The 18,301-nt window shown below is 59.2% G+C and carries 18 protein-coding genes; 1 reads left to right on the forward strand and 17 read right to left on the reverse strand.

All coding sequences use genetic code 11. The features are described 5' to 3' along the window. Positions 1 to 10: 10 nt before the first annotated feature. From lpxB to R3D51_08470, 14 genes are all read right to left on the reverse strand, one after another. The gene (gene lpxB / locus R3D51_08405; protein MEZ5899501.1) at positions 11 to 1,216 is read right to left on the reverse strand and encodes a lipid-A-disaccharide synthase; all 1,206 of its coding nucleotides are present in this window, start codon (positions 1,214 to 1,216) and stop codon (positions 11 to 13) included. Further along, positions 1,216 to 2,529 (reverse strand): UDP-2,3-diacylglucosamine diphosphatase LpxI, encoded by a 1,314-nt coding sequence (lpxI, locus tag R3D51_08410; GenBank protein ID MEZ5899502.1) that lies wholly within the window; start codon positions 2,527 to 2,529, stop codon positions 1,216 to 1,218. Before lpxI ends, lpxB begins: the two co-directional genes overlap by 1 nt. 9 nt (positions 2,530 to 2,538) lie before the next feature. Beyond that, on the reverse strand, positions 2,539 to 3,345 hold the full coding sequence (lpxA, locus tag R3D51_08415) for an acyl-ACP--UDP-N-acetylglucosamine O-acyltransferase (GenBank protein MEZ5899503.1): 807 nt from the start codon (positions 3,343 to 3,345) through the stop codon (positions 2,539 to 2,541). After that, positions 3,338 to 3,838 carry a 3-hydroxyacyl-ACP dehydratase FabZ gene (gene fabZ, locus R3D51_08420; GenBank protein ID MEZ5899504.1) on the reverse strand — a complete coding sequence of 167 codons (501 nt, stop codon included), beginning with the start codon at positions 3,836 to 3,838 and terminating at the stop codon, positions 3,338 to 3,340. Before fabZ ends, lpxA begins: the two co-directional genes overlap by 8 nt. A gap of 78 nt (positions 3,839 to 3,916) precedes the next feature. Beyond that, positions 3,917 to 4,975 carry a UDP-3-O-(3-hydroxymyristoyl)glucosamine N-acyltransferase gene (lpxD, locus tag R3D51_08425; GenBank protein ID MEZ5899505.1) on the reverse strand — a complete coding sequence of 353 codons (1,059 nt, stop codon included), beginning with the start codon at positions 4,973 to 4,975 and terminating at the stop codon, positions 3,917 to 3,919. Positions 4,976 to 5,124: 149 nt separating this feature from the next. Further along, the gene (gene bamA / locus R3D51_08430) at positions 5,125 to 7,545 is read right to left on the reverse strand and encodes an outer membrane protein assembly factor BamA (GenBank protein ID MEZ5899506.1); all 2,421 of its coding nucleotides are present in this window, start codon (positions 7,543 to 7,545) and stop codon (positions 5,125 to 5,127) included. 247 nt (positions 7,546 to 7,792) lie between these two features. Next, positions 7,793 to 8,944, reverse strand: a complete 1,152-nt coding sequence (gene rseP, locus R3D51_08435; protein ID MEZ5899507.1) for an RIP metalloprotease RseP — start codon at positions 8,942 to 8,944, stop codon at positions 7,793 to 7,795. 66 nt (positions 8,945 to 9,010) lie between these two features. Further along, positions 9,011 to 10,213: a 1-deoxy-D-xylulose-5-phosphate reductoisomerase gene (locus tag R3D51_08440; protein ID MEZ5899508.1), complete on the reverse strand. Its 1,203-nt coding sequence runs from the start codon at positions 10,211 to 10,213 to the stop codon at positions 9,011 to 9,013. Between the two features lie 35 nt (positions 10,214 to 10,248). Beyond that, positions 10,249 to 11,124 carry a phosphatidate cytidylyltransferase gene (locus R3D51_08445; protein ID MEZ5899509.1) on the reverse strand — a complete coding sequence of 292 codons (876 nt, stop codon included), beginning with the start codon at positions 11,122 to 11,124 and terminating at the stop codon, positions 10,249 to 10,251. A gap of 16 nt (positions 11,125 to 11,140) precedes the next feature. Beyond that, entirely contained in the window at positions 11,141 to 11,914 is a 774-nt protein-coding gene (locus R3D51_08450) for an isoprenyl transferase (protein MEZ5899510.1), read from the reverse strand. Between the two features lie 60 nt (positions 11,915 to 11,974). Continuing rightward, positions 11,975 to 12,532 (reverse strand): ribosome recycling factor, encoded by a 558-nt coding sequence (gene frr, locus R3D51_08455; protein MEZ5899511.1) that lies wholly within the window; start codon positions 12,530 to 12,532, stop codon positions 11,975 to 11,977. A gap of 133 nt (positions 12,533 to 12,665) precedes the next feature. Further along, a complete protein-coding gene (gene pyrH, locus R3D51_08460) occupies positions 12,666 to 13,388 on the reverse strand; it encodes a UMP kinase (protein ID MEZ5899512.1) in 723 nt (240 codons plus the stop codon). 144 nt (positions 13,389 to 13,532) lie between these two features. Then, a complete protein-coding gene (gene tsf, locus R3D51_08465) occupies positions 13,533 to 14,483 on the reverse strand; it encodes a translation elongation factor Ts (GenBank protein MEZ5899513.1) in 951 nt (316 codons plus the stop codon). A gap of 82 nt (positions 14,484 to 14,565) precedes the next feature. Next, positions 14,566 to 15,555: a 30S ribosomal protein S2 gene (locus tag R3D51_08470; protein ID MEZ5899514.1), complete on the reverse strand. Its 990-nt coding sequence runs from the start codon at positions 15,553 to 15,555 to the stop codon at positions 14,566 to 14,568. Positions 15,556 to 15,889: 334 nt separating this feature from the next. Between R3D51_08470 and R3D51_08475 the strand changes: the two genes are divergently transcribed. Continuing rightward, on the forward strand, positions 15,890 to 16,696 hold the full coding sequence (locus R3D51_08475; protein ID MEZ5899515.1) for an RMD1 family protein: 807 nt from the start codon (positions 15,890 to 15,892) through the stop codon (positions 16,694 to 16,696). A gap of 89 nt (positions 16,697 to 16,785) precedes the next feature. Here the strand turns inward: R3D51_08475 and R3D51_08480 are convergent, their stop codons facing one another. The 3 genes from R3D51_08480 to R3D51_08490 form a co-directional block, all read right to left on the reverse strand. Continuing rightward, positions 16,786 to 17,133 (reverse strand): hypothetical protein, encoded by a 348-nt coding sequence (locus R3D51_08480; GenBank protein MEZ5899516.1) that lies wholly within the window; start codon positions 17,131 to 17,133, stop codon positions 16,786 to 16,788. A 107-nt stretch (positions 17,134 to 17,240) separates the two neighbouring features. Continuing rightward, positions 17,241 to 17,483, reverse strand: a complete 243-nt coding sequence (locus tag R3D51_08485; GenBank protein MEZ5899517.1) for a hypothetical protein — start codon at positions 17,481 to 17,483, stop codon at positions 17,241 to 17,243. 170 nt (positions 17,484 to 17,653) lie between these two features. Then, on the reverse strand, positions 17,654 to 18,295 hold the full coding sequence (locus R3D51_08490; GenBank protein MEZ5899518.1) for a hypothetical protein: 642 nt from the start codon (positions 18,293 to 18,295) through the stop codon (positions 17,654 to 17,656). Positions 18,296 to 18,301 lie beyond the last annotated feature (6 nt).

The following is an 18,301-nucleotide window of genomic DNA, read 5'->3' on the forward strand; positions in this document are numbered from 1 at the left end:
CTTTCCTTCATCAAGAGCTTTGTTGCTTGGCGCGATCGACGACTGAGAGCACCGCGCGCGCGGCTGCCTCGCTGGGGCTACCGGAAGACAACAACAGTTTGCCTGGAACGCGCCCAAGGGCCTCCAGCTGCGCGCGCCGCTCCGGTGTATCCGTCATCAACACGCCGACTGCGTCGGCAAGTTTTTCGGCTGTGCAGTCTTCTTGAATGAACTGTGGGAACGGTCGTTCCGCACCGAGCACAAGATTGGCAAGTATGGCGGTGTCGGTTGTTATCAGGTGGCGCACGATGATGGCTGTAACCTCATCGATCTTGTAGGCCACGACCATCGGAAGTCCAGCAAGGGCAAGCTCCAAGGTGACGGTACCTGAAGCCGCAAGCGCCACGGTGCCAAGACGCATGGCTGCATATTTTTCGGAGGCACCCGTGACCAAGTGAACATCGCCAGGCCAGTTTGAAGTTGCGGCGGCAATCTTGTCCTTGAGATGCGAGACGACCGGCACGAGGCAAGCGAAATCCAGGCCCGATTGACGAAGCCGTGCAATCGTTTCCCCGAACACGCTGACGAGGCGATCGACCTCGGAACGCCGACTGCCGGGAAGAACGATCAGCACCTTGCGATCTGGCGCGATGCCGAGGCGCTGCGCCAGCCCCTTCGAGTCGGCGCCTTGAATCTCGTCGTACCGTTCGATCAGCGGATGGCCGACGTAAGTACAATGTGGCCCGCCCAACCGTTTATGCGCTTCAGGTTCAAAGGGGAGCAGTCCCAGAATCTCATCGACATAGCCACGCATTTTCTTTGCCCGGCCAGATCGCCATGCCCATACGCTCGGCGACACGTAATCGATGATCGGAACTTGCGGCATACGCCTGCGAATACGTTTGGCAATTGGATGGGTGAATTCGGGGCTGTCGATGATGACGACCGCATGGGGATTGAAGGCCCGCGCCGCAGCCACCGTTTGGTAGACGCGCCGCACGATACGGGGCAGCGCTGGAATGATGTGGGTCGGGCCCATCACCGCGACGTCTTCCATTGCAAAGAGCGACGTCAGTCCCTCGTGCGCCATTTCGTCTCCGCCGACCCCGGCGAAAGCAATCACGTCTGCTCCGCGAGCGGTTTTTAGCGCCGCCATCAGCTTAGAACCAAGTGCATCGCCCGAATGCTCGCCTGCGACGAGAAACAATCGTAAAGCCGCCTGGTCGTGCGTGGTCATCAGAAGGCCGCAACTTTTGGATCGGTGGCAGCGCCCGCTACAAACAAGCGGAAGCGATCCGCCACGTCGAGCACGGGCCCCTTGTGCGCCGCTCCATCGCCCGGACCGAACATCACTATAATACCCGCGATGCCCGACGCAGCGGCCTGACGGATCAACGGTTCGTCGAGTGACTCGTTCGGGCTGATGATCAGAACACCATCGCTCTTCTTGCGCTTCAAGAAGGGCCGCGCGCGCTCCAGCACCTGAGCGCTCGGTTCACGCGCGCCGATGGCAAGCACTCGCCCGTGAGCAATCACCACCGCGCTTCCAGTCGAAAACGCGTCGAGCGTGCCCATGATGTGCACACCTGTTTCGACATCGCTCACACACTCTGGCGGAATGGAATAGCCACCAAACACGATGGGCTCGACCACATCGGGTTCCGGCAAGGCTTCGGGAGCCGGCGGTGCGGGAATACCGGCAATGAAAATCTGCGCGCGGTCGGCGCGCTCCAGCATTTCAAACCGGCTTGCCGCCAGCACTTGATTGCTCGCGCCGATGATGCCTGCCAGCCCGGCCGCGATGACGCCTTGTGCGGTGTCAGGCCCTATGGCGGGCAGATCGAGTCTTGGATCCTGTCCCGGTTTGGGCCGTTTGACGAGAACGCCATAGCGCATCTGATCGGGATCCGCACCTTGTGCAATACGCTGTTCGCGAACGCGCGCCAGCATACGATCGGTGCCTTCCGCCCCCTCGATTGCTTCAACGCGCTCCCCGCTGACGACAACAGCCTGGCCAATGTCGAAGCGCCCAAGAGCGGCGACAAGATCGAAACCACCCAAAATGTCAGGCTCATGCACCGGTTGGGGATGATGAAACCCGATCGGACCTTCTGACAACAACAACTCGGGCGCGACATCGTGCACACCAAGGACGCGCAGCTTTCGCGATTCAAACAGCCCCACCACACCACGCAAGACTGCATCGTCTCCGCCGGCGCGCAGCGCGCTCACAATACGGGGTAGGGAAAACAAGAAACCGAAATCGGGTTTGGCGGTGAGGAACGATGGGCGGCTCATGCGGCCGACCATCACCATGTCACGCATCCCGGCACGCTTGATTGCACGCACTGCATGACCAAGCTCCGCCCAATTCAAGATCGTGTGGGGGAAGTTGCGCAAGGCGTCGTCCGCCTCGCCTTCGATCATGACGACATAGACCGTACCGCCCCGCGTCGTAACCGAGCGCGCAATTTCCAGCGGCAGCGATCCACCACCCGCCACGATGCCCAGGTGCATCACGGTTCCAGACACGGCCCCCGGCACATTCATGATACGGCCTCAGCCGTCCTCGGCGTTCCTCGGCGTGCACAGCGAACGCTTGCCGCCCTTGCGGATGAAGGCGATGATTTCCTGCACGATCGGGTGCGTTGAGAACTCTTGAGCCACATCATCGAGGCGCTCCATCAAGGTGCCTTCGGCCGCGAACAGCAGCCGGTAAGCGCGGCGCAGGTCGTGAATGTCCGTGCGCGAAAAACCGCGGCGCTGCAGCCCCACGATATTGAGACCCGAAAGGTAGGCGCGATTGCCGAGCGCCATTCCGTAGGGGATCAGGTCATTCTCCAAACCGGACATGCCACCGACGAAGGCGTGCGGTCCGACACGCGCATACTGGATCACGGCTGCACCGCCGCCAATGATCGCAAAATCTCCAACGTCACAATGTCCCGCCAGCATCACATTGTTTGAGAAGATCACGTTGTTGCCGACGTGGCAGTCGTGACCAACATGGCTGTTGGCGAGAAATGCGCACCTATCTCCGATGACCGTGACCGAGCCGCCCCCTTCTGTTCCCGGATTCATCGTCACGCCTTCGCGGATGATGCAGTCCGAGCCCACAGTCAACGAGCATGGCTCGCCGTGGTACTTGAGATCCTGGGGCTGATGCCCGATCGAGGCGAATGGAAAAATTCTGGTGCGTGCACCGATCGAAGTCGTCCCCGCCACCACGGCGTGACTGACAAGCTCGACCCCGTCCGCCAGCGTGACATCGGCCCCGACCATGCTGTAGGGCCCGATCTTGACGCCAGCGCCGAGCTGGGCGCCCGGCTCAATGATGGCCGTTGGATGAATCCCAGGCTCAGCCATGCTTGCTCGCAAATGCGCGCGCATCCGCCGTATCTGCCAGCATCGCGCTGATCTCTGCCTCTGCCACCACGTGGCCGTTCACCTTTGCCTCGCCTTTGAAGCGCCAAACGCGACCACGGTTGCGAACCTTGGTGACGTGATAGTGCAGCTGATCGCCGGGCAGCACGGGCTTGCGGAATTTCGCATTGTCGATGCCCATGAAATAGACAAGCTCCGCCTGATAGCTTTCGCCAATGGAGGAGACGCATAAAGCGCCCGCCGTCTGCGCGAGGCCCTCGATGATCAGCACTCCCGGCATCACCGGATACTGCGGAAAGTGACCCTGAAAGAATGGCTCATTGATGGTGACGTTCTTGACCCCTACACAACTTTCATCGCCCTTCATGTCGTACATGCGATCGACCAGAAGGAAGGGATAGCGGTGCGGTAGCAGCTTCATCACACGGTTGATGTCTGCCGTTCCAAGAGCGGTCTGCGTCGTCTTATCGTCCATCTTCTTCCATACTCCCGCGGCCTCCAGGCCAGCACCGATGCGTTGGCCCGCGCGGGCCGGCGTAGATCATCTGCAAATTCAAATATCGCCGCCTGACGGATCCTCGTGACGCGCGTCCTTATCGCGTTCCGCAAGCCGCTTCAGCAACGCAATTTCCCGCGCCCAAGCCCTTAGCGGCTTGGCTGGCGTACCGGCGTATCGGGCGCCTGCTGGCACATCGTCCTTGGGGTGCGATCCTCCGGCGATCTGTGCTCCGGTCCCGACTTTGATATGCCCGACCGTTCCTGATTGACCGCCCATAACGACGAAATCGCCGATTTCCGTAGAGCCTGAAATTCCAGTCTGAGCAACGATCACGCAGTGCCGGCCCATGATTACGTTGTGCCCGATCTGGACCAGATTATCAATTTTCGTGCCCTCTCCGATGATTGTATCCTTAAGGGCGCCCCGGTCTATGGTTGTATTGGCGCCAATTTCAACATCGTCCTGAATGACGACGCGGCCAATCTGCGGCACCTTGAGATGTCCGGCCCGTCCCATCGCGAACCCGAACCCATCCTGGCCGATGCGGACGCCGGAATGGATAATGACGCGGTCTCCAACGAGCGCGTGCGATACGGTTGCCGAGGCGCCGACGTAGCTCCCTCGACCGATCGTGACACGCGCTCCGATGACCGCACCTGCTGCGATCCGCGCACCGCGGCCTATCTGTGCCTCTCGGCCGATAACCGCGCCGGGCTCTATCTCAGCCCCTGCTTCGATGCGCGCGGTTGGATCGACAGCGGGCGAGCCTGGAGTCGCAATCAAGGGCCGCATCGAATCTGGGTAAAACAAAGCAAGGGCTTTGGCGAACCCGTGATAGGGCTGCTTCGTCAGCAGCCCCGCAGTACCCGCCGGTAGCCGATCTTGAAACCCAGGCAAAACCAAGCACGCACCCGCGCGCGTCGTCAGCAACTGCGGCAAGTACTTCTTATTGTCGAGAAAACTGATCTGATCCGGCCCGGCGTCTGAAAGAGGCCGAACGTCGCAAACCTTCCTAGACGGATCGGCACCCGCAGCAAGCTCTGCCCCTGCGGCTTGAGCCACTTCTGCCAGCGTGAAAGGACCGGCGCGCTCGAAAAAGCCGGGATGATCCATCGTCGTCATTATCTCCGGTGGTTGCTGGGTTCCGGCTTCAACCGGCGGGGACATTTGAACAGAAACGGCGCGTTGGCAAGCCCGCCAGCGCGCCGTTTGGGTATTTCTGCCCTCATGCCGGCGCGCTAAGCGCCGCAGCCGCGTGCAGCTTAGAACTTGGTCGAGGCACCGAAGCGGAACATCTGCTCTTCGTCGTAGGTCTGCTTGGTGAGAACCTTGGCGAAGTCCATACGAAGCGGACCGACCGGCGAGTTCCACATCAAGCTGGCACCAACCGACGATCGGATCGAAGAGTCGTCTGCGAGGCAGATGTTCTTATAGGAGCCGTTCGTATAGGTGCTGCTGTCCGCGCAGTTATTGCTCGTCGTCGCGTATTCACCCGCTCCCCACAACGAACCAGCATCGGCGAACAGCGCACCCGACAGCCCGATATCTTCAGGAATAAAGGGCAGCGGGAAGCGAACTTCCGCCGTTGCGGCCCAGTAGGTCTTGCCGCCCAGAGCGTCGCCGGTGAACAGGTCGCGCGGACCGTAGCCAGCACGATCGAAGCCGCGGATCGTCTCGCCACCCTTGAAGTACATGTCGAGCAGCCGAACGTCATCACCACCCCAGCCTTCGATATGACCACCGATGACACGGCCGATCAAAGTGATCTTCTCGGTCAGCGGATAGTAAGCGCGGCCTTCTGCGTTCACACGCCAGTAGGAGACATCGCCGCCCAGGCCTGCGAACTCGTCATCAAGCTGCAAGTAGATGCCGCGGGTCGGATTACGCGGATGGTTGCGGCCATCATAAGTGATCGAGGTACCAACCAACGACGTCCAGTAAGCATCTTGCGTACAACTGCCCTGGCCCGTTATTGGGTCCGTCACAACGAAGCCGCAGCCGTCCTTAATGGCGCGAGATGCGTTGTATTCAACGTCGAAGATCTGGTCGCGCGACAGTCCGTAAGACGTCTGCATCCAAAGGTTTTCAGCAAGCGGGAAACCAAGCCGCAGCTGACCACCAGACTTTCGCTGACGGAAGCCCGCCTGATCGCGCATATCGACTTCTTTATGATAAAGGTCGAAGCCTGCGGACAAATTCCGATCGAGGAAGCGCGGCTCCGTGAACGACAAGTCGACCTGCGCTCGCTCAACCGAGCCTGCAAGACGCAGCCGCACGAACTGCCCGTTACCGAACAGGTTGCGCTCCGTGATCGACACGTCGCCGATTACGCCTTCAGAAGTCGAGTAACCCGCACCGAACGACAGTTCGCCTGTCGACTGTTCGGTAATCTGCACGTCGAGCACGACACGGTCGGCCGCGGACCCCGGGCTGCGCTTGACAGCCACAGCCTTAAAGAAGCCGAGAGCCTCAAGCCGCTTCTTGGCCTGATCCACCATGAGCGGATTATAGGCATCGCCTTCAGCAAGGCGGAACTCGCGACGGATTACGTAATCCTTGGTGCGTTCGTTGCCGTAGATATTGATGCGCTCAATGTAGATGTGCGGACCATCATCGACCTGATAGGTGATGCCGATCGTACGGCTTGCTGGATCAGGGATCGCGCGAGGACGAACCCGAGCGAAAGCATACCCCTGGCTCGCGATAGAAAGCGTCAGCTTTTCCGTCGTCTTGTCGATCAACGAGGCGTTGTAAACATCGCCGGAAAGCGTGAGCAGATCACCCTTGTAGGCGTCGGGGTTCACTTCCGGCAATGAGCTTTCTATATTCACAGCGCCGAAGTTGTAGGCCTCACCCTCTTCGATGGCGAAGGTGATGATGAAGCCTGAACCATCAGGATCGAGTTCGGCGCTGCCCGCCGTCACTGTGGCATCGGCATAACCGTTCTTAAGGTAATACTGACGCAGCAGCTCGCGATCGAGCGACATACGATCCGGATCGTAGATCGACGTACCCTTGAGGAAGTCGAACCAGCCGGTCTGCGTCGTAGAGATGATGTCGCGCAGCTGGCTATCGGAGAAGGCGTGATTGCCGACGAAGTTGATGCCTTTGACCTTGGTGGCTCCACCTTCGTTGATCTCGAACACGAGATTCACACGATCTTGCTCAAGCTCGATGATTTGCGGCTCGACCGTCGCTGCAAAGCGACCCTGTCGACGATAAAGATCTAAGATGCGCTGAACGTCGGCCTGAACGCGCGCCCTGGTAAAAACCGAGCGCGCCTTGAGCTGCACTTCACTGGCCAGAGTCGCTGTATCGACTTCGCTGTTGCCCTCGAAGGCAACCTGATTGATGACCGGATTTTCGACGACGTGAACGACGAGCGTTGCGCCCTGCGGGTCGATCGAAACGTCTGCGAACAGCCCCGTTGCAAACAACGCCTTGATGGATTCAGCCGCCTTCGCAGCCGTGTAGGTGTCACCCGGTGAAATGGTGAGATAGGAGCGAACCGTTTCTGGCTCGACACGGCGGTTTCCCGTGACCTGAATTTCACGGATAACACCCTGCGCCTGAGCCGTGCTCGACCAGACCGTCACGCCCCCCAGCGCAACTGTCGGCCCGGCCAGCGCGGCTAACAACAAAAGCCGCAGTGCGCCTGCCACGATCAACTGAACAATTCGCATCCGCGGTCTTGCCCTCGTCTGCCGCCGACCCCCATGCAATGCACCCCGTCGGCGTCGGAGGTGCACCGTATCTGCTTGACGTGGAACGTAAAAATTAACTCGCCCCATCTTGACCGCCCTGCGTTTTCTCTCGGCCCCCGGCTTCGACTTCCCGAATCGAAGCATGACCAACGCAAGCCAGTACCGTGTCTTTTAACGATTCATCAACCAGCCGGGAAGTGGCAAGAATACGTCACAGGCCACCTTTCTAACTTGCCCCGAGCATCCGCCTTAGGAAGATCGCCAAGTCATTGAAATTCACGAAAATCATCAAGGCGATGATAAATGCTAAACCGATCTGGAAACCCACCTGCTGAAAGCGGTCGCTCAATGGCTTCCGGCGTACCGCCTCAACCGCGTAAAACATCAAATGACCACCGTCCAGAACCGGGATCGGCAGCAGGTTCAAAAAGCCGATATTAGCCGAGATGAGTGCAATCCAGCGTATAAGTGGTTCAATCCCCAATCCTGCAACCTTGGCGGTAACTTCGGCCATCAGGATCGGCCCGCCCATCTGTTCGGAAGACTGGCGGCCCGAAATCATGTCGCCGATCCCGGCCACTGTCTGCGTAATATTTGACCAGGTTTCCTGAACGCCGCGAACAAAGGCATCGATCGGACCGACCGAGAAGGTCTGCCATTTGTCCGGCGCGCTGGATCGCTGGATGCCGATAAGGCCCCGCTTGAACGTACGGCCAAACGGATCCCGTTGCTCGTCCATTGCAGGCGTGACCTTGACGTCGATGGTCTGATTGTTGCGCTCAACCTTGAAAATCAATTCGTTGCCAGCGTTCGGCGCCACGATCCGCTGCAGGTCTTCGAAGCTCCCCACCGGTTCTTCCCCGATCGCCACGATCTTGTCACCGGGCTCGAAGCCAGCCTTGGCTGCCGGGCTGTCGGGAACGACCTTTTCAACGTACGCCGGCATTACCCGGATGCCGACCGCCATGTTGAGCCCGGTGTAAATCGCGATAGCCAAAAGGAAATTCGCGATAGGACCGGCTGCTACCACGGCAGCGCGCTGCCACACCGGCTTGGCATGGAAAGAACTCTTGCGCTCGTCGGGCGACATGCGCTCAAGCGCTTCGGGTGTCGGCATCGAAGCGGCGTTATCGTCGTCCATGAACTTGACGTAGCCGCCGAGCGGTATCCAGGCGAAGCGCCAGCGCGTGCCGTGCTTGTCGTAAAAGCCAAAGATCTCTGGGCCAAAGCCAATCGAGAAGGCTTTGACGCCAACTCCACACCAGCGGGCTACCAAAAAATGCCCCAGCTCGTGGATAAATACGACGAGGGTAAGTACAAGCAGGAATATGATCAGGTTGGACCAGATGCCGCCCGCCAAGTTGCTCAAGAATTCCATTCGTTCCTAATCCCAGGAAAGCGCCGCGGACGCTGGTGGTCCTTCAAAATGGCGGCAAAGCAGAATCTACTGATACTCGTTGATGTGGGCTTGTGCCAACCGTCTTGCCAGAGCATCCGCAGCGAGTACGTCCTCAAGGCAACCGGGGGCGTTGAGAGCGCCCTCTTTTTCCGCTCCTTCAAGCGCACGTTCCACTGTGCGCGCAATGTCGCAGAAGCCAATTCGGCTAGCTAGGAAGGCAGCCACCGCAGTCTCGTTTGCGCCGTTGAGGACAGCCGGAGCCGTTCCGCCTGTGCGCAATGCCTCGCGTGCGAGACGCAATGCGGGAAATCGCGCTTCATCTGGGGCTTCGAAGGTCAAAGTGCCAAGCCGCACAAGGTCGAGACGTTCGGTCGGAGCTGCCATGCGGGCGGGCCAAGCGAGCGCGACGGCGATGGGCGTGCGCATATCGGGCGGCGCCATCTGAGCCAGCACCGAGCCATCCTTGTACATCACGAGGCAGTGCACGATAGATTGAGGATGCACCACGATGTCGATTTGATCAGCGGCTACGGGGAACAGATGGAAAGCTTCAATCAGTTCGAGCCCCTTGTTCATCAAAGTCGCCGAATCGATAGTGATCTTATCGCCCATCGACCAGTTGGGATGCTTGAGCGCCTGTTCAGGCCGTGCAGCTTCGAGCGCCGCCTGGTCCCACTGGCGAAACGGTCCGCCCGACGCTGTCAGCACGATTTTTTCGATTGAGCCGGGCTCGGCGCCCGACAGCAATTGAAAGGCAGCCGAATGCTCGCTGTCCACGGGGACCAGCTCTGCACCCTTGCGGGCAATCTCTGCGGTAAAGACATCGCCTGCAGAGACAAGGCACTCTTTATTGGCAAGCGCAATCCGCCTGCCTTGAGCGATCGCAGCAAACGTCGGCTTCAAGCCCGCAGCGCCGACGATCGCAGCCATGATGCAATCGGTATCTTCCTGAGCCACGTCGCAGAGCGCCTGGGCTCCGGCCGCCACCTCTATGCCGCTGCCCGACAAGGCCGATTTCAACGTTTCATAATGTGCTTCATCGCCGATGACGGCCACCCGCGCGCGGTGTTTGAGGGCGAGGCTTGCAAGCTCCTCCGGGCGCGACTGCGCCGTCAGCGCAACAACCTCAAAGGCTTCAGAATCGCGGCCGATGAGGTCAAGAGTGCTGGTCCCAATCGAGCCCGTCGCGCCAAGCACCGAAATGCGCCGAGCACCAGCCACGTGGGCCGCACTTGCAGTCTGGCGCATCGGGACATCTTGTACGCTCATGAACGGTACGCCTCTCACGAACCATGCAGCAGGGCGCGCGCAGGCGCGTAAGCATCAATCATCAATGCGATCAGCGCTGCCAACGTGGCGGCGGCCACAAGCCCGTCCATACGATCCATGAAGCCGCCGTGCCCTGGAATGAGGTCGCTGGCGTCCTTCAATCCATAAGATCGTTTCAGCGCGGATTCCGCCAAGTCTCCGCCCTGCGATACCAAAGCCAGAACGAACGCCAGAAAGGCCATCCAGCCCGGATTGCCGCGCTGCGTGAGAAGCCCCAGCAAGCAGCCCGAAATCGCAGCCGCAAACACACCCCCAGCAAGTCCCGACCATGTTTTTCCAGGCGAGATGCGGGGAGCCAATTTGGGGCCTCCGATGGTGCGTCCCGTAGCGTAAGCGGCCACATCCGTCGTCGCGACGGCAATCAAAATGAAAAGCACGGCAAGCAGTCCCAACGACGCATCGCTGCGCAGCCAGACCAAGGCCACAACGGGCAAGCCAGTATATAGCACGCCGAGGCTCGACAGCTTGGCTTGCCCTCCGCCAAACAGCAATGCGGAGACCACGATCGCACCACCGGCAACGGCGGCGACGGCAAGACCTGCCATACCCAGTCCGGACAATACGGCGGCGGCACCGACGATCGCGATGTGCAGAACTCCAGGAACGTCAAAGCCATCTTTGCGAACGATGCGGCCCCATTCCCAACTCATCGCAGCGGCAACGGCAAAAACCAAAAACGCAAATGGAATTGGCCCAGCCCAAAGCGCCAACAAAGCAACGGCTGCAACGACGGCCCCCGAGACGAGCCGAAGTTGAAGCTCGCGCGAAATCACAGGTGTGGTCGCGGTCGGAGGCGAGGCGCTTTGCGCATTTTGGTCCTCATCGCTCATACCTTGATCCGTTCCTTCACGCCGACGAGCGCTTTGTGAGCCCGCCGAAACGGCGCTCACGCGCCAAGTATTCGGCAACAGCAGCCTCAAACGCGCTCTTGTCGAAGTCTGGCCAGAAGGTATCGAGAAAAACGAACTCGGTATAGGCCGTTTGCCATAGAAGGAAATTGGACAACCGCATTTCGCCCGAAGTCCGGATCAACAGATCGGGGTCGGGCACCTCGCCGGTGTCGAGTTCTTCACCAAGCATTTCCGGCGTGATTTCGCTCGGCTCCAGCTCACCAGAAGCAACCTTCTCCGCCAGCTTGCGTGCCGCCTTCGCGATCTCCGTGCGAGCGCCGTAGTTGAAAGCGATAATCAAGTTGAGCTTATCGTTGTTGCGGGTGATTTCGACCGCTTCATCGATGAGGGTGAGCAGTTCGGGATCAACCAAGTCACGCTCGCCGATGATACGGATGCGAACGCCTTCCTGATGAAGCTCCGCCAGATCGCGGCGAATAAAGCGTTTCATCAGGCCCATGAGATCTGAAATCTCATCAGCCGGCCGCGACCAGTTCTCTGACGAGAAGCTGTAGATCGTCAGATACGGGATACCCATTTCCATCGCGGCGCGCACCGTGCGACGCACGGCTTCCACGCCTTGACGATGTCCGATCGTGCGCGGCAGACCGCGGCTCTTCGCCCACCGGCCATTGCCATCCATGATGATGGCGACGTGACGAGGACCTGTTTGCGATCCCTCTGCTCGGCCCAGCTCGCTGTTCGTCGTCACGTCGTCAGAAACCTTCATCTCGCCAAGATGTTTCAGGTCCGACGGCCCGCCCGCGCGCGCCGCCTTCAGCACGCCAGCTTACACCTTTTGGATTTCCGCCTCCTTGGCGGCGAGCGTCTGATCCACTTCCTTGATGATCTTGTCGGTCAGCTGCTGCACCTTGTCGGACTGACCGCGATGTTCGTCCTGACTCATCTTGCCGTCCTTTTCGAACTTCTTGAGAAGCTCCATGGCGTCCCGACGCACGTTGCGAATGGCCACCTTCGTCTGCTCTGCATATTTGTGAGCAAGTTTGACAAGCTCCTGACGGCGGTCCGTCGTCAGCGGCGGAATGGGCAGGCGCAATATCTGTCCATCGGTGATCGGATTCAGGCCAAGGTTCGCCTCGCGGATTCCCTTGTCGACCGCCATGACGTTGGAGCGATCCCAAACTTGAACCGTGATCATCCGCGGCTCAGGAACCGAAACGGTGGCCACCTGGTTGAGAGGCATACGCGAACCGTAGACCGTGACGTGGACCGGGTCCAAGAGATTGGCGTGTGCACGGCCGGTTCGCAAACCCACAAGCTCACGCTTGAACGCCTCAATCGAAGCATGCATGCGTTTGTCGATCTCGTTGAGATCAAAATTCGTCAGCGACATTGTCTCTCCTTCGTGCACACCGGGCTGATCCGCTGAGGGACCACATCCTTGTTCACGTGAGGCGGGCTACCCTGCGGCCGCCCTATGGAAATATGAGTGGAAGGCGCCCGTCCCTCGCAGCCCCGACCTAATCGTGAATAGCGGTTGCCCGCGCCTCACCTTTCAGCGCTTTGAGCAGATTGCCAGCCTCCTCGATGGAAAACACCAATACCGGAAGATGATTGTCGCGGGCAAGGGCGATTGCCGCACCATCCATCACTTTGAGATCCTTGGCCAAAACCTCCGAATACGTCAGCTGGTCGTATCGCTTGGCGTTCTGATCCTTCTTGGGATCGGCCGAATACACCCCATCGACGCTCGTTGCCTTGGCTACACAATCGCAATTCATCTCGATAGCACGCAAGGTTGCGGCGGTATCCGTGGTGAAGAATGGGTTACCGGTTCCAGCTGCAAAGATGCACACGTGGCCCTTCTCAATGTAGCTTAACGCCTTGGGGCGAACGTAGGATTCGCACACGGTGGGCATCGGGATAGCCGAAAGCACACGGGCGGGAACCTTGCGTTTTTCCAGAGCATTCTGAAAAGCGAGCGCATTCATGACCGTTGCCAACATGCCCATGTAGTCACCGGTGGCCCGGTCCATGCCCTTGGCCGCGCCGGTTAGGCCCCGAAATATGTTTCCACCGCCGACAACCACGGCGATTTCAGCCCCCGCATCCCGGGCTTCAGCTACGTCACCGGCCAAGCGGTCACACACACTCATGTCGATGCCATAGGCATTCTGGCCCATGAGGGCCTCGCCCGACAGTTTCAGCAGCAGGCGCTTGTACCTGAATTTCGTTGTCATTATCGCCTTCGTCTCCCGTTGCAGCCATCGATGGGCGCACGTCTCGCAAAACGCCGGGGCGCAGATGGGAAGGGGAATTGCAAAACGCCGGCCGGAGGCACAAAGCATCCGGCCGGCGCAATAGGTAGCCCACAGAACCGATTCAGGCTAGCCGCCGCGCGCGGCCTTGGCGACCTCTTCGGCGAAGTCCTCTTCCTTCTTATCGATGCCCTCGCCCAGCCCGTAGCGCACGAAGCTGGCGATTTTGACCGGCGCACCGATGGCCTTCTCGGCTTCCTTGACGGCATCTGCCACCGTCGTCTTGCCCTCTCCGATCAGGAAAATCTGATTCATCAGAACGACGGAACCGAAGAATTCCTTGCGCAGGCGGCCTTCGCTGGCTTTGGCGAGAATTTCGTCCGACTTGCCAGCATTGCGCGGCTCGGCCTTGGCCTGCTCGATGTAAATCGCGCGCTCACGATCGATGGCCTCCTTGGAAAGCTCGCCCTCGCTCACGACCAGGGTCGTGGGCGATGCTGCGATGTGCATCGCGATCTTGCGACCGAACTCGAACAACGAGGGCTTGTCGCCAGCGCTCTCCAGCCCCACGAGCACACCGATCTTGCCGAGCCCGTCAGCGACCTTGGAGTGCATGTAGTCTGCGACTACGCCATCCTTGACCGAGACGGCAGCAGTGCGGCGCACGCTCATGTTCTCGCCAATGGTGGCCACCATCTCTTTGACGTGATCTTCGACGGTGTTCTTGGTGCCGGGATAGGCGGCGGCCAAGAGCTTGGCGACATCGCCGTTAGCGGCAGGCGCGAGCGAGGTGATGTCACGCACCATGTCCTGGAATTGGCCGTTGCGTGCGACGAAGTCCGTTTCCGAATTCACCTCGACCACGGCGCCCTGCGTGCCTTTGGCAACGACGCCAATGAGGCCGTCGGCTGCGATGCGGCCCGACTTCTTGGCGGCCTTGGACAGGCCCTTCTTGCGCAGCAGATCCACTGCGGCCTCGATATCGCCGTTGGTCTCTGTCAGCGCGTTCTTGCAATCCATCATACCGGCGCCGGTCATATCGCGCAGCTTTTTGACGTCTGCGGCGGTGATCGTGGTCATAAGTTCACCTATTGGATTTGAGGCGCCCCGAGAGCGGGACGCCTCGCAGTTGACGTGATATTTGTGCAGTCTTGACGACGGATTAGGCGGAGGTTGCTTCCATCAGCTTCTTGGCCTGGGCTACCCAATCCTCGCTGATCACCTGGCCCTTGAGCTTCAGCTGACGATCAAGAGCGTTGGCGTGATCGCTGTCGAGATCGGCGAGCTGCCAGAAGTGGAAGACGCCGGCGTCATTTAGGCGCTGCTCAAGCTTGGGCGAGATGCCCGTGATACGCTTGAGATCGTCGGCCTCACCGCGCGCTGCCTCGATGCCCTTGAAGCTGACGCTGGGCAGATCTTCCGCGGGCGGCGCTTCGGAAGCACCGACATCGATACCGGCCGAGCCCTGCGAACGCTCAAGACCATCGAGCGCGGCGCGTGCGATGAGATCGCAATAGAGCGTGATGGCGCGACCAGCGTCGTCGTTACCCGGAACCGGGAAGTCGATGCCATCGGGATCGCAGTTGGTGTCAACGACCGCAACGATCGGAATGCCAAGCTTGCGCGCTTCCTGGATCGCGATCTGCTCTTTGTTGGTGTCGATGACGAACAGCAAGTCGGGCGTGCCGCCCATGTCTTTGATGCCGCCGAGCGACTGATTGAGCTTGTCGCGTTCGCGCTGGATGTTGAGCACTTCCTTCTTCGTGCGGCCCTGCGGATCGGCAAGAATATCGTCGAGCTGGCGCAGACGACGGATCGACTGAGAAACCGTCTTCCAGTTCGTCAACGTACCGCCGAGCCAACGATGGTTCATGTAGTACTGAGCCGAACGCTTGGCCGCATCGGCGATGCCGTCGGAAGCCTGACGCTTGGTGGCGACGAACAGTACGCGGCCGCCGTTGGCAACCGTGTCGGAAACCTTAAGCAAGGCCTGATGAAGCAGCGGCACGGTCTGCGTCAGGTCAAGAATGTGGATTTTGTTGCGCGACCCATAGATGAACGGAGCCATCTTAGGGTTCCAGCGGTGAGCCTGGTGGCCAAAGTGAACGCCAGCTTCCAAAAGCTGACGCATATTGAAGGCGGGAAGCGCCATCGCGTTTATTCCTTTTCCGGTTGATCCTCCGCACCCCTATGATGAAGAAAACCCAATCTTTTCAGATTGTTGAATTTTCCACCGGAGCGACGCACGGGGCTTTTAATCCGCCCGCCGCGAAAGGAATGCGTGTGTGATGGGCCGGGTTATGAGCCAACTCGCCCGGAAACGCAAGGGCGGCGCGACAATCGCACCCCCCGGCCACCCCCCTTGGCGGCAAAATAGTCCGCCCTCGGATCTCATATGCGTATATCGCTTTTGCCTAGGACGCCCCCTGGCCGAGAAAACTCAGCTGGTGCAGGGTCTGTCCATCAACAGCCCTCCTTGGAGTTCCATGACAACCCTCCCTGCAAAGGTCTCGGCTGGGCTTGCGACCAGAACGGTCCGCGCCCTGCAACTTGGTGAAAGTCTCGATCTCAAGGGGCTCGACCGTGCGGATATCTTTTCGCTCACTCCGCTTGGCTTTCGGACAGCCTCGGGAGGAAGCGCGGTGCTGTTTCGCTCTGGAGCCGCCGTCTTCATCGGGTTGAACCCGATCGAAGAAGACGAAATCGTGCGCGGCCTGGGCTCCCGTCTTGTCAATCCGCTTGAGGAACGGGAAGTCGAAAGCCTAGAACTGAGCTTTGGAGCCGACGATGACACCGTTGCCGCGAACGGCGTCGTTTCGCTCAAGGCTGATGACCCAGCCCGACTGCTGATCGTGGCCGAGGTTCTTGCCAGTGCCGTGGGCTTGTCCCTCGCCGAGCGCCGCGTGGGAACGGCATTCGTGCGCGTCGCAGAAGTTGCGGAGGAACTGAAGGCCGGCAGCATCTCGACCGGCTCCCACCGCAACATCCTCTCCGACATCGGCGAAGCACTCTCGATACAAAGCCGCTTGGCCGGCCGCATCGGTCTCGACGACAAGCCAGATGTTCTATGGGAGCATCCAGAGCTCGAACGACTTTGGATGAAACTGGCCGAAGAATTTGATTTGAAAAGCCGGGCCAACGCAATCGCCCAAAAACTCGCCGTCATTCGCGACAGCGCCGACACCCTCAGCGGATTGCTGTCCACTCGGACCTCGCACCGTTTGGAGTGGTACATCATCGCGCTGATTGCGTTTGAAATCGTCTTGGGGCTTTACGACAGGTTCTGGAAATAACGCGGCCCCTGAGGTCAGCTGAAAAATGATCGCGGCGGCCCAGAGACTTGCTCCGGCACCGCCGCTGAATTCGAAAATTGTGATGTCAGCTATTTCTGGCACTTCTCTTCGAGCTTCGTCATAGCGTCTTCAAAGGCCTTCGCCTGCGGCGAGTCTTCGGGCGCTTCCTGTGCGCCGCTCCAAGCGCTTTCAAAATCCGGTCCGAGCGTTTTGAAATAACCGTCTATCTCATCGCCGGCGGCCTCGGCGGCCTTATCGTCGTCGCCGATTTCGTCCATCTTTGCCGCCATGGAGCAATAAGCCTTCAGCTTGTTTGCGTCGTTGGAGACGTCCTCAATAGCCTTCGTGATGGACTCGGCCGTCAACTCGGCAGCATGAACGGCGCAGGACGAGACAGCCACGAAGGCGCTCGCAAGAAGTAAGGGAAGTTTGGACACCTGAGTAGTCCTTTGGCTGTTTCTAACCTACGTACGACTGACATCTCACAAAAGAGGCGGTGCCGTGACACCGCCTCTTGAGAATTGGGCCGATTGGCCTCAAAACCCTAGCGCCACCAGCAGTGCTTATGGCCGTGACGCCAAGTGCACACTTTATGCTTGTGGTGGCGATGCCGCCAGTCCTTCCGATAGCGATGGTCGTACTTCTTGTAATGCACCGTGGTCACGTCGCCAGCGACGGCCTTGTGCACGCCCCCGAGCCCCGCGCCAATCACGCCGGCGTTTGCCGAGCCGGTGAAACCAGCAGCTACGGCGGCAAACGCAGCCGCAGCGATCAAGCTCTTGTTCATTCAAGTCTCCTGTTACAACAGATACCCTCACGGCATCTGGGGAGGTAAACGCCCGACCGCGCGATTTCCCGTCGTCACAAGAGATATTTTTTTGGCGTGTCTATTTCGCCATGGGGCAGGCTTTTCTATTGCCGATAATTTGCAGTTTATCGAGCGCCACAATGTTGTGGCTAAAGTTCGTCGCCAAGCGGGCAGACTGTTTTCTGCAGCCATCTGATGGCTGCGATGGAACGATTGTAATTGTCCGGATTGAATATCAGCGACACCTTCCTGAAAGCCTCGCGAGGTTGCTGACCCTGAGCCTCGCATTGCGATTGCGTCATATCTTTTTCGACGCTGTCGATGAGGCACGACTTGTATTTTCCGTTGCCATCGAGAACGAAGGCATATTGATAGCCTTCATGCCATTTGACATCGATGCCGGTTTCGAAAGTCTGGCGTATCGTCTTGTGTTTTTCGTCGATCTCGGGCTCTTTCAACTCTTTTAAGTCGAAGTTGGCGAGCGCAAACAAGTCGCGTGACTTCAGGAATTCACGACCTTTGCCATTAGAGTAGGTTGCGCGCAGTTCGCGCGTAACCTCTACCTTGCAGAGCTTACGGTCGATGGTAGTCATCGTCGCCTTGCAGTAATCGTCTTTATCTTCGAGCGCGATGAAATTGCAGAAGTAGCCGGTCGGGTCCTGATAGGCGTTCGGATCTTCAAAAAATACGAGACTGATGAGTTCCTCGTAGCTGAGATCGTCAACCGATGGTCCTGCGCCGACAGCCGCAGTAAATGCGGCAGCGGCAAACAAAGATTTCCGCAGTATCATCGCGCG

It is taken from the genome of Hyphomicrobiaceae bacterium (genome assembly GCA_041397645.1).
Taxonomy (GTDB): Bacteria; Pseudomonadota; Alphaproteobacteria; order Rhizobiales; family Hyphomicrobiaceae; genus Hyphomicrobium_B.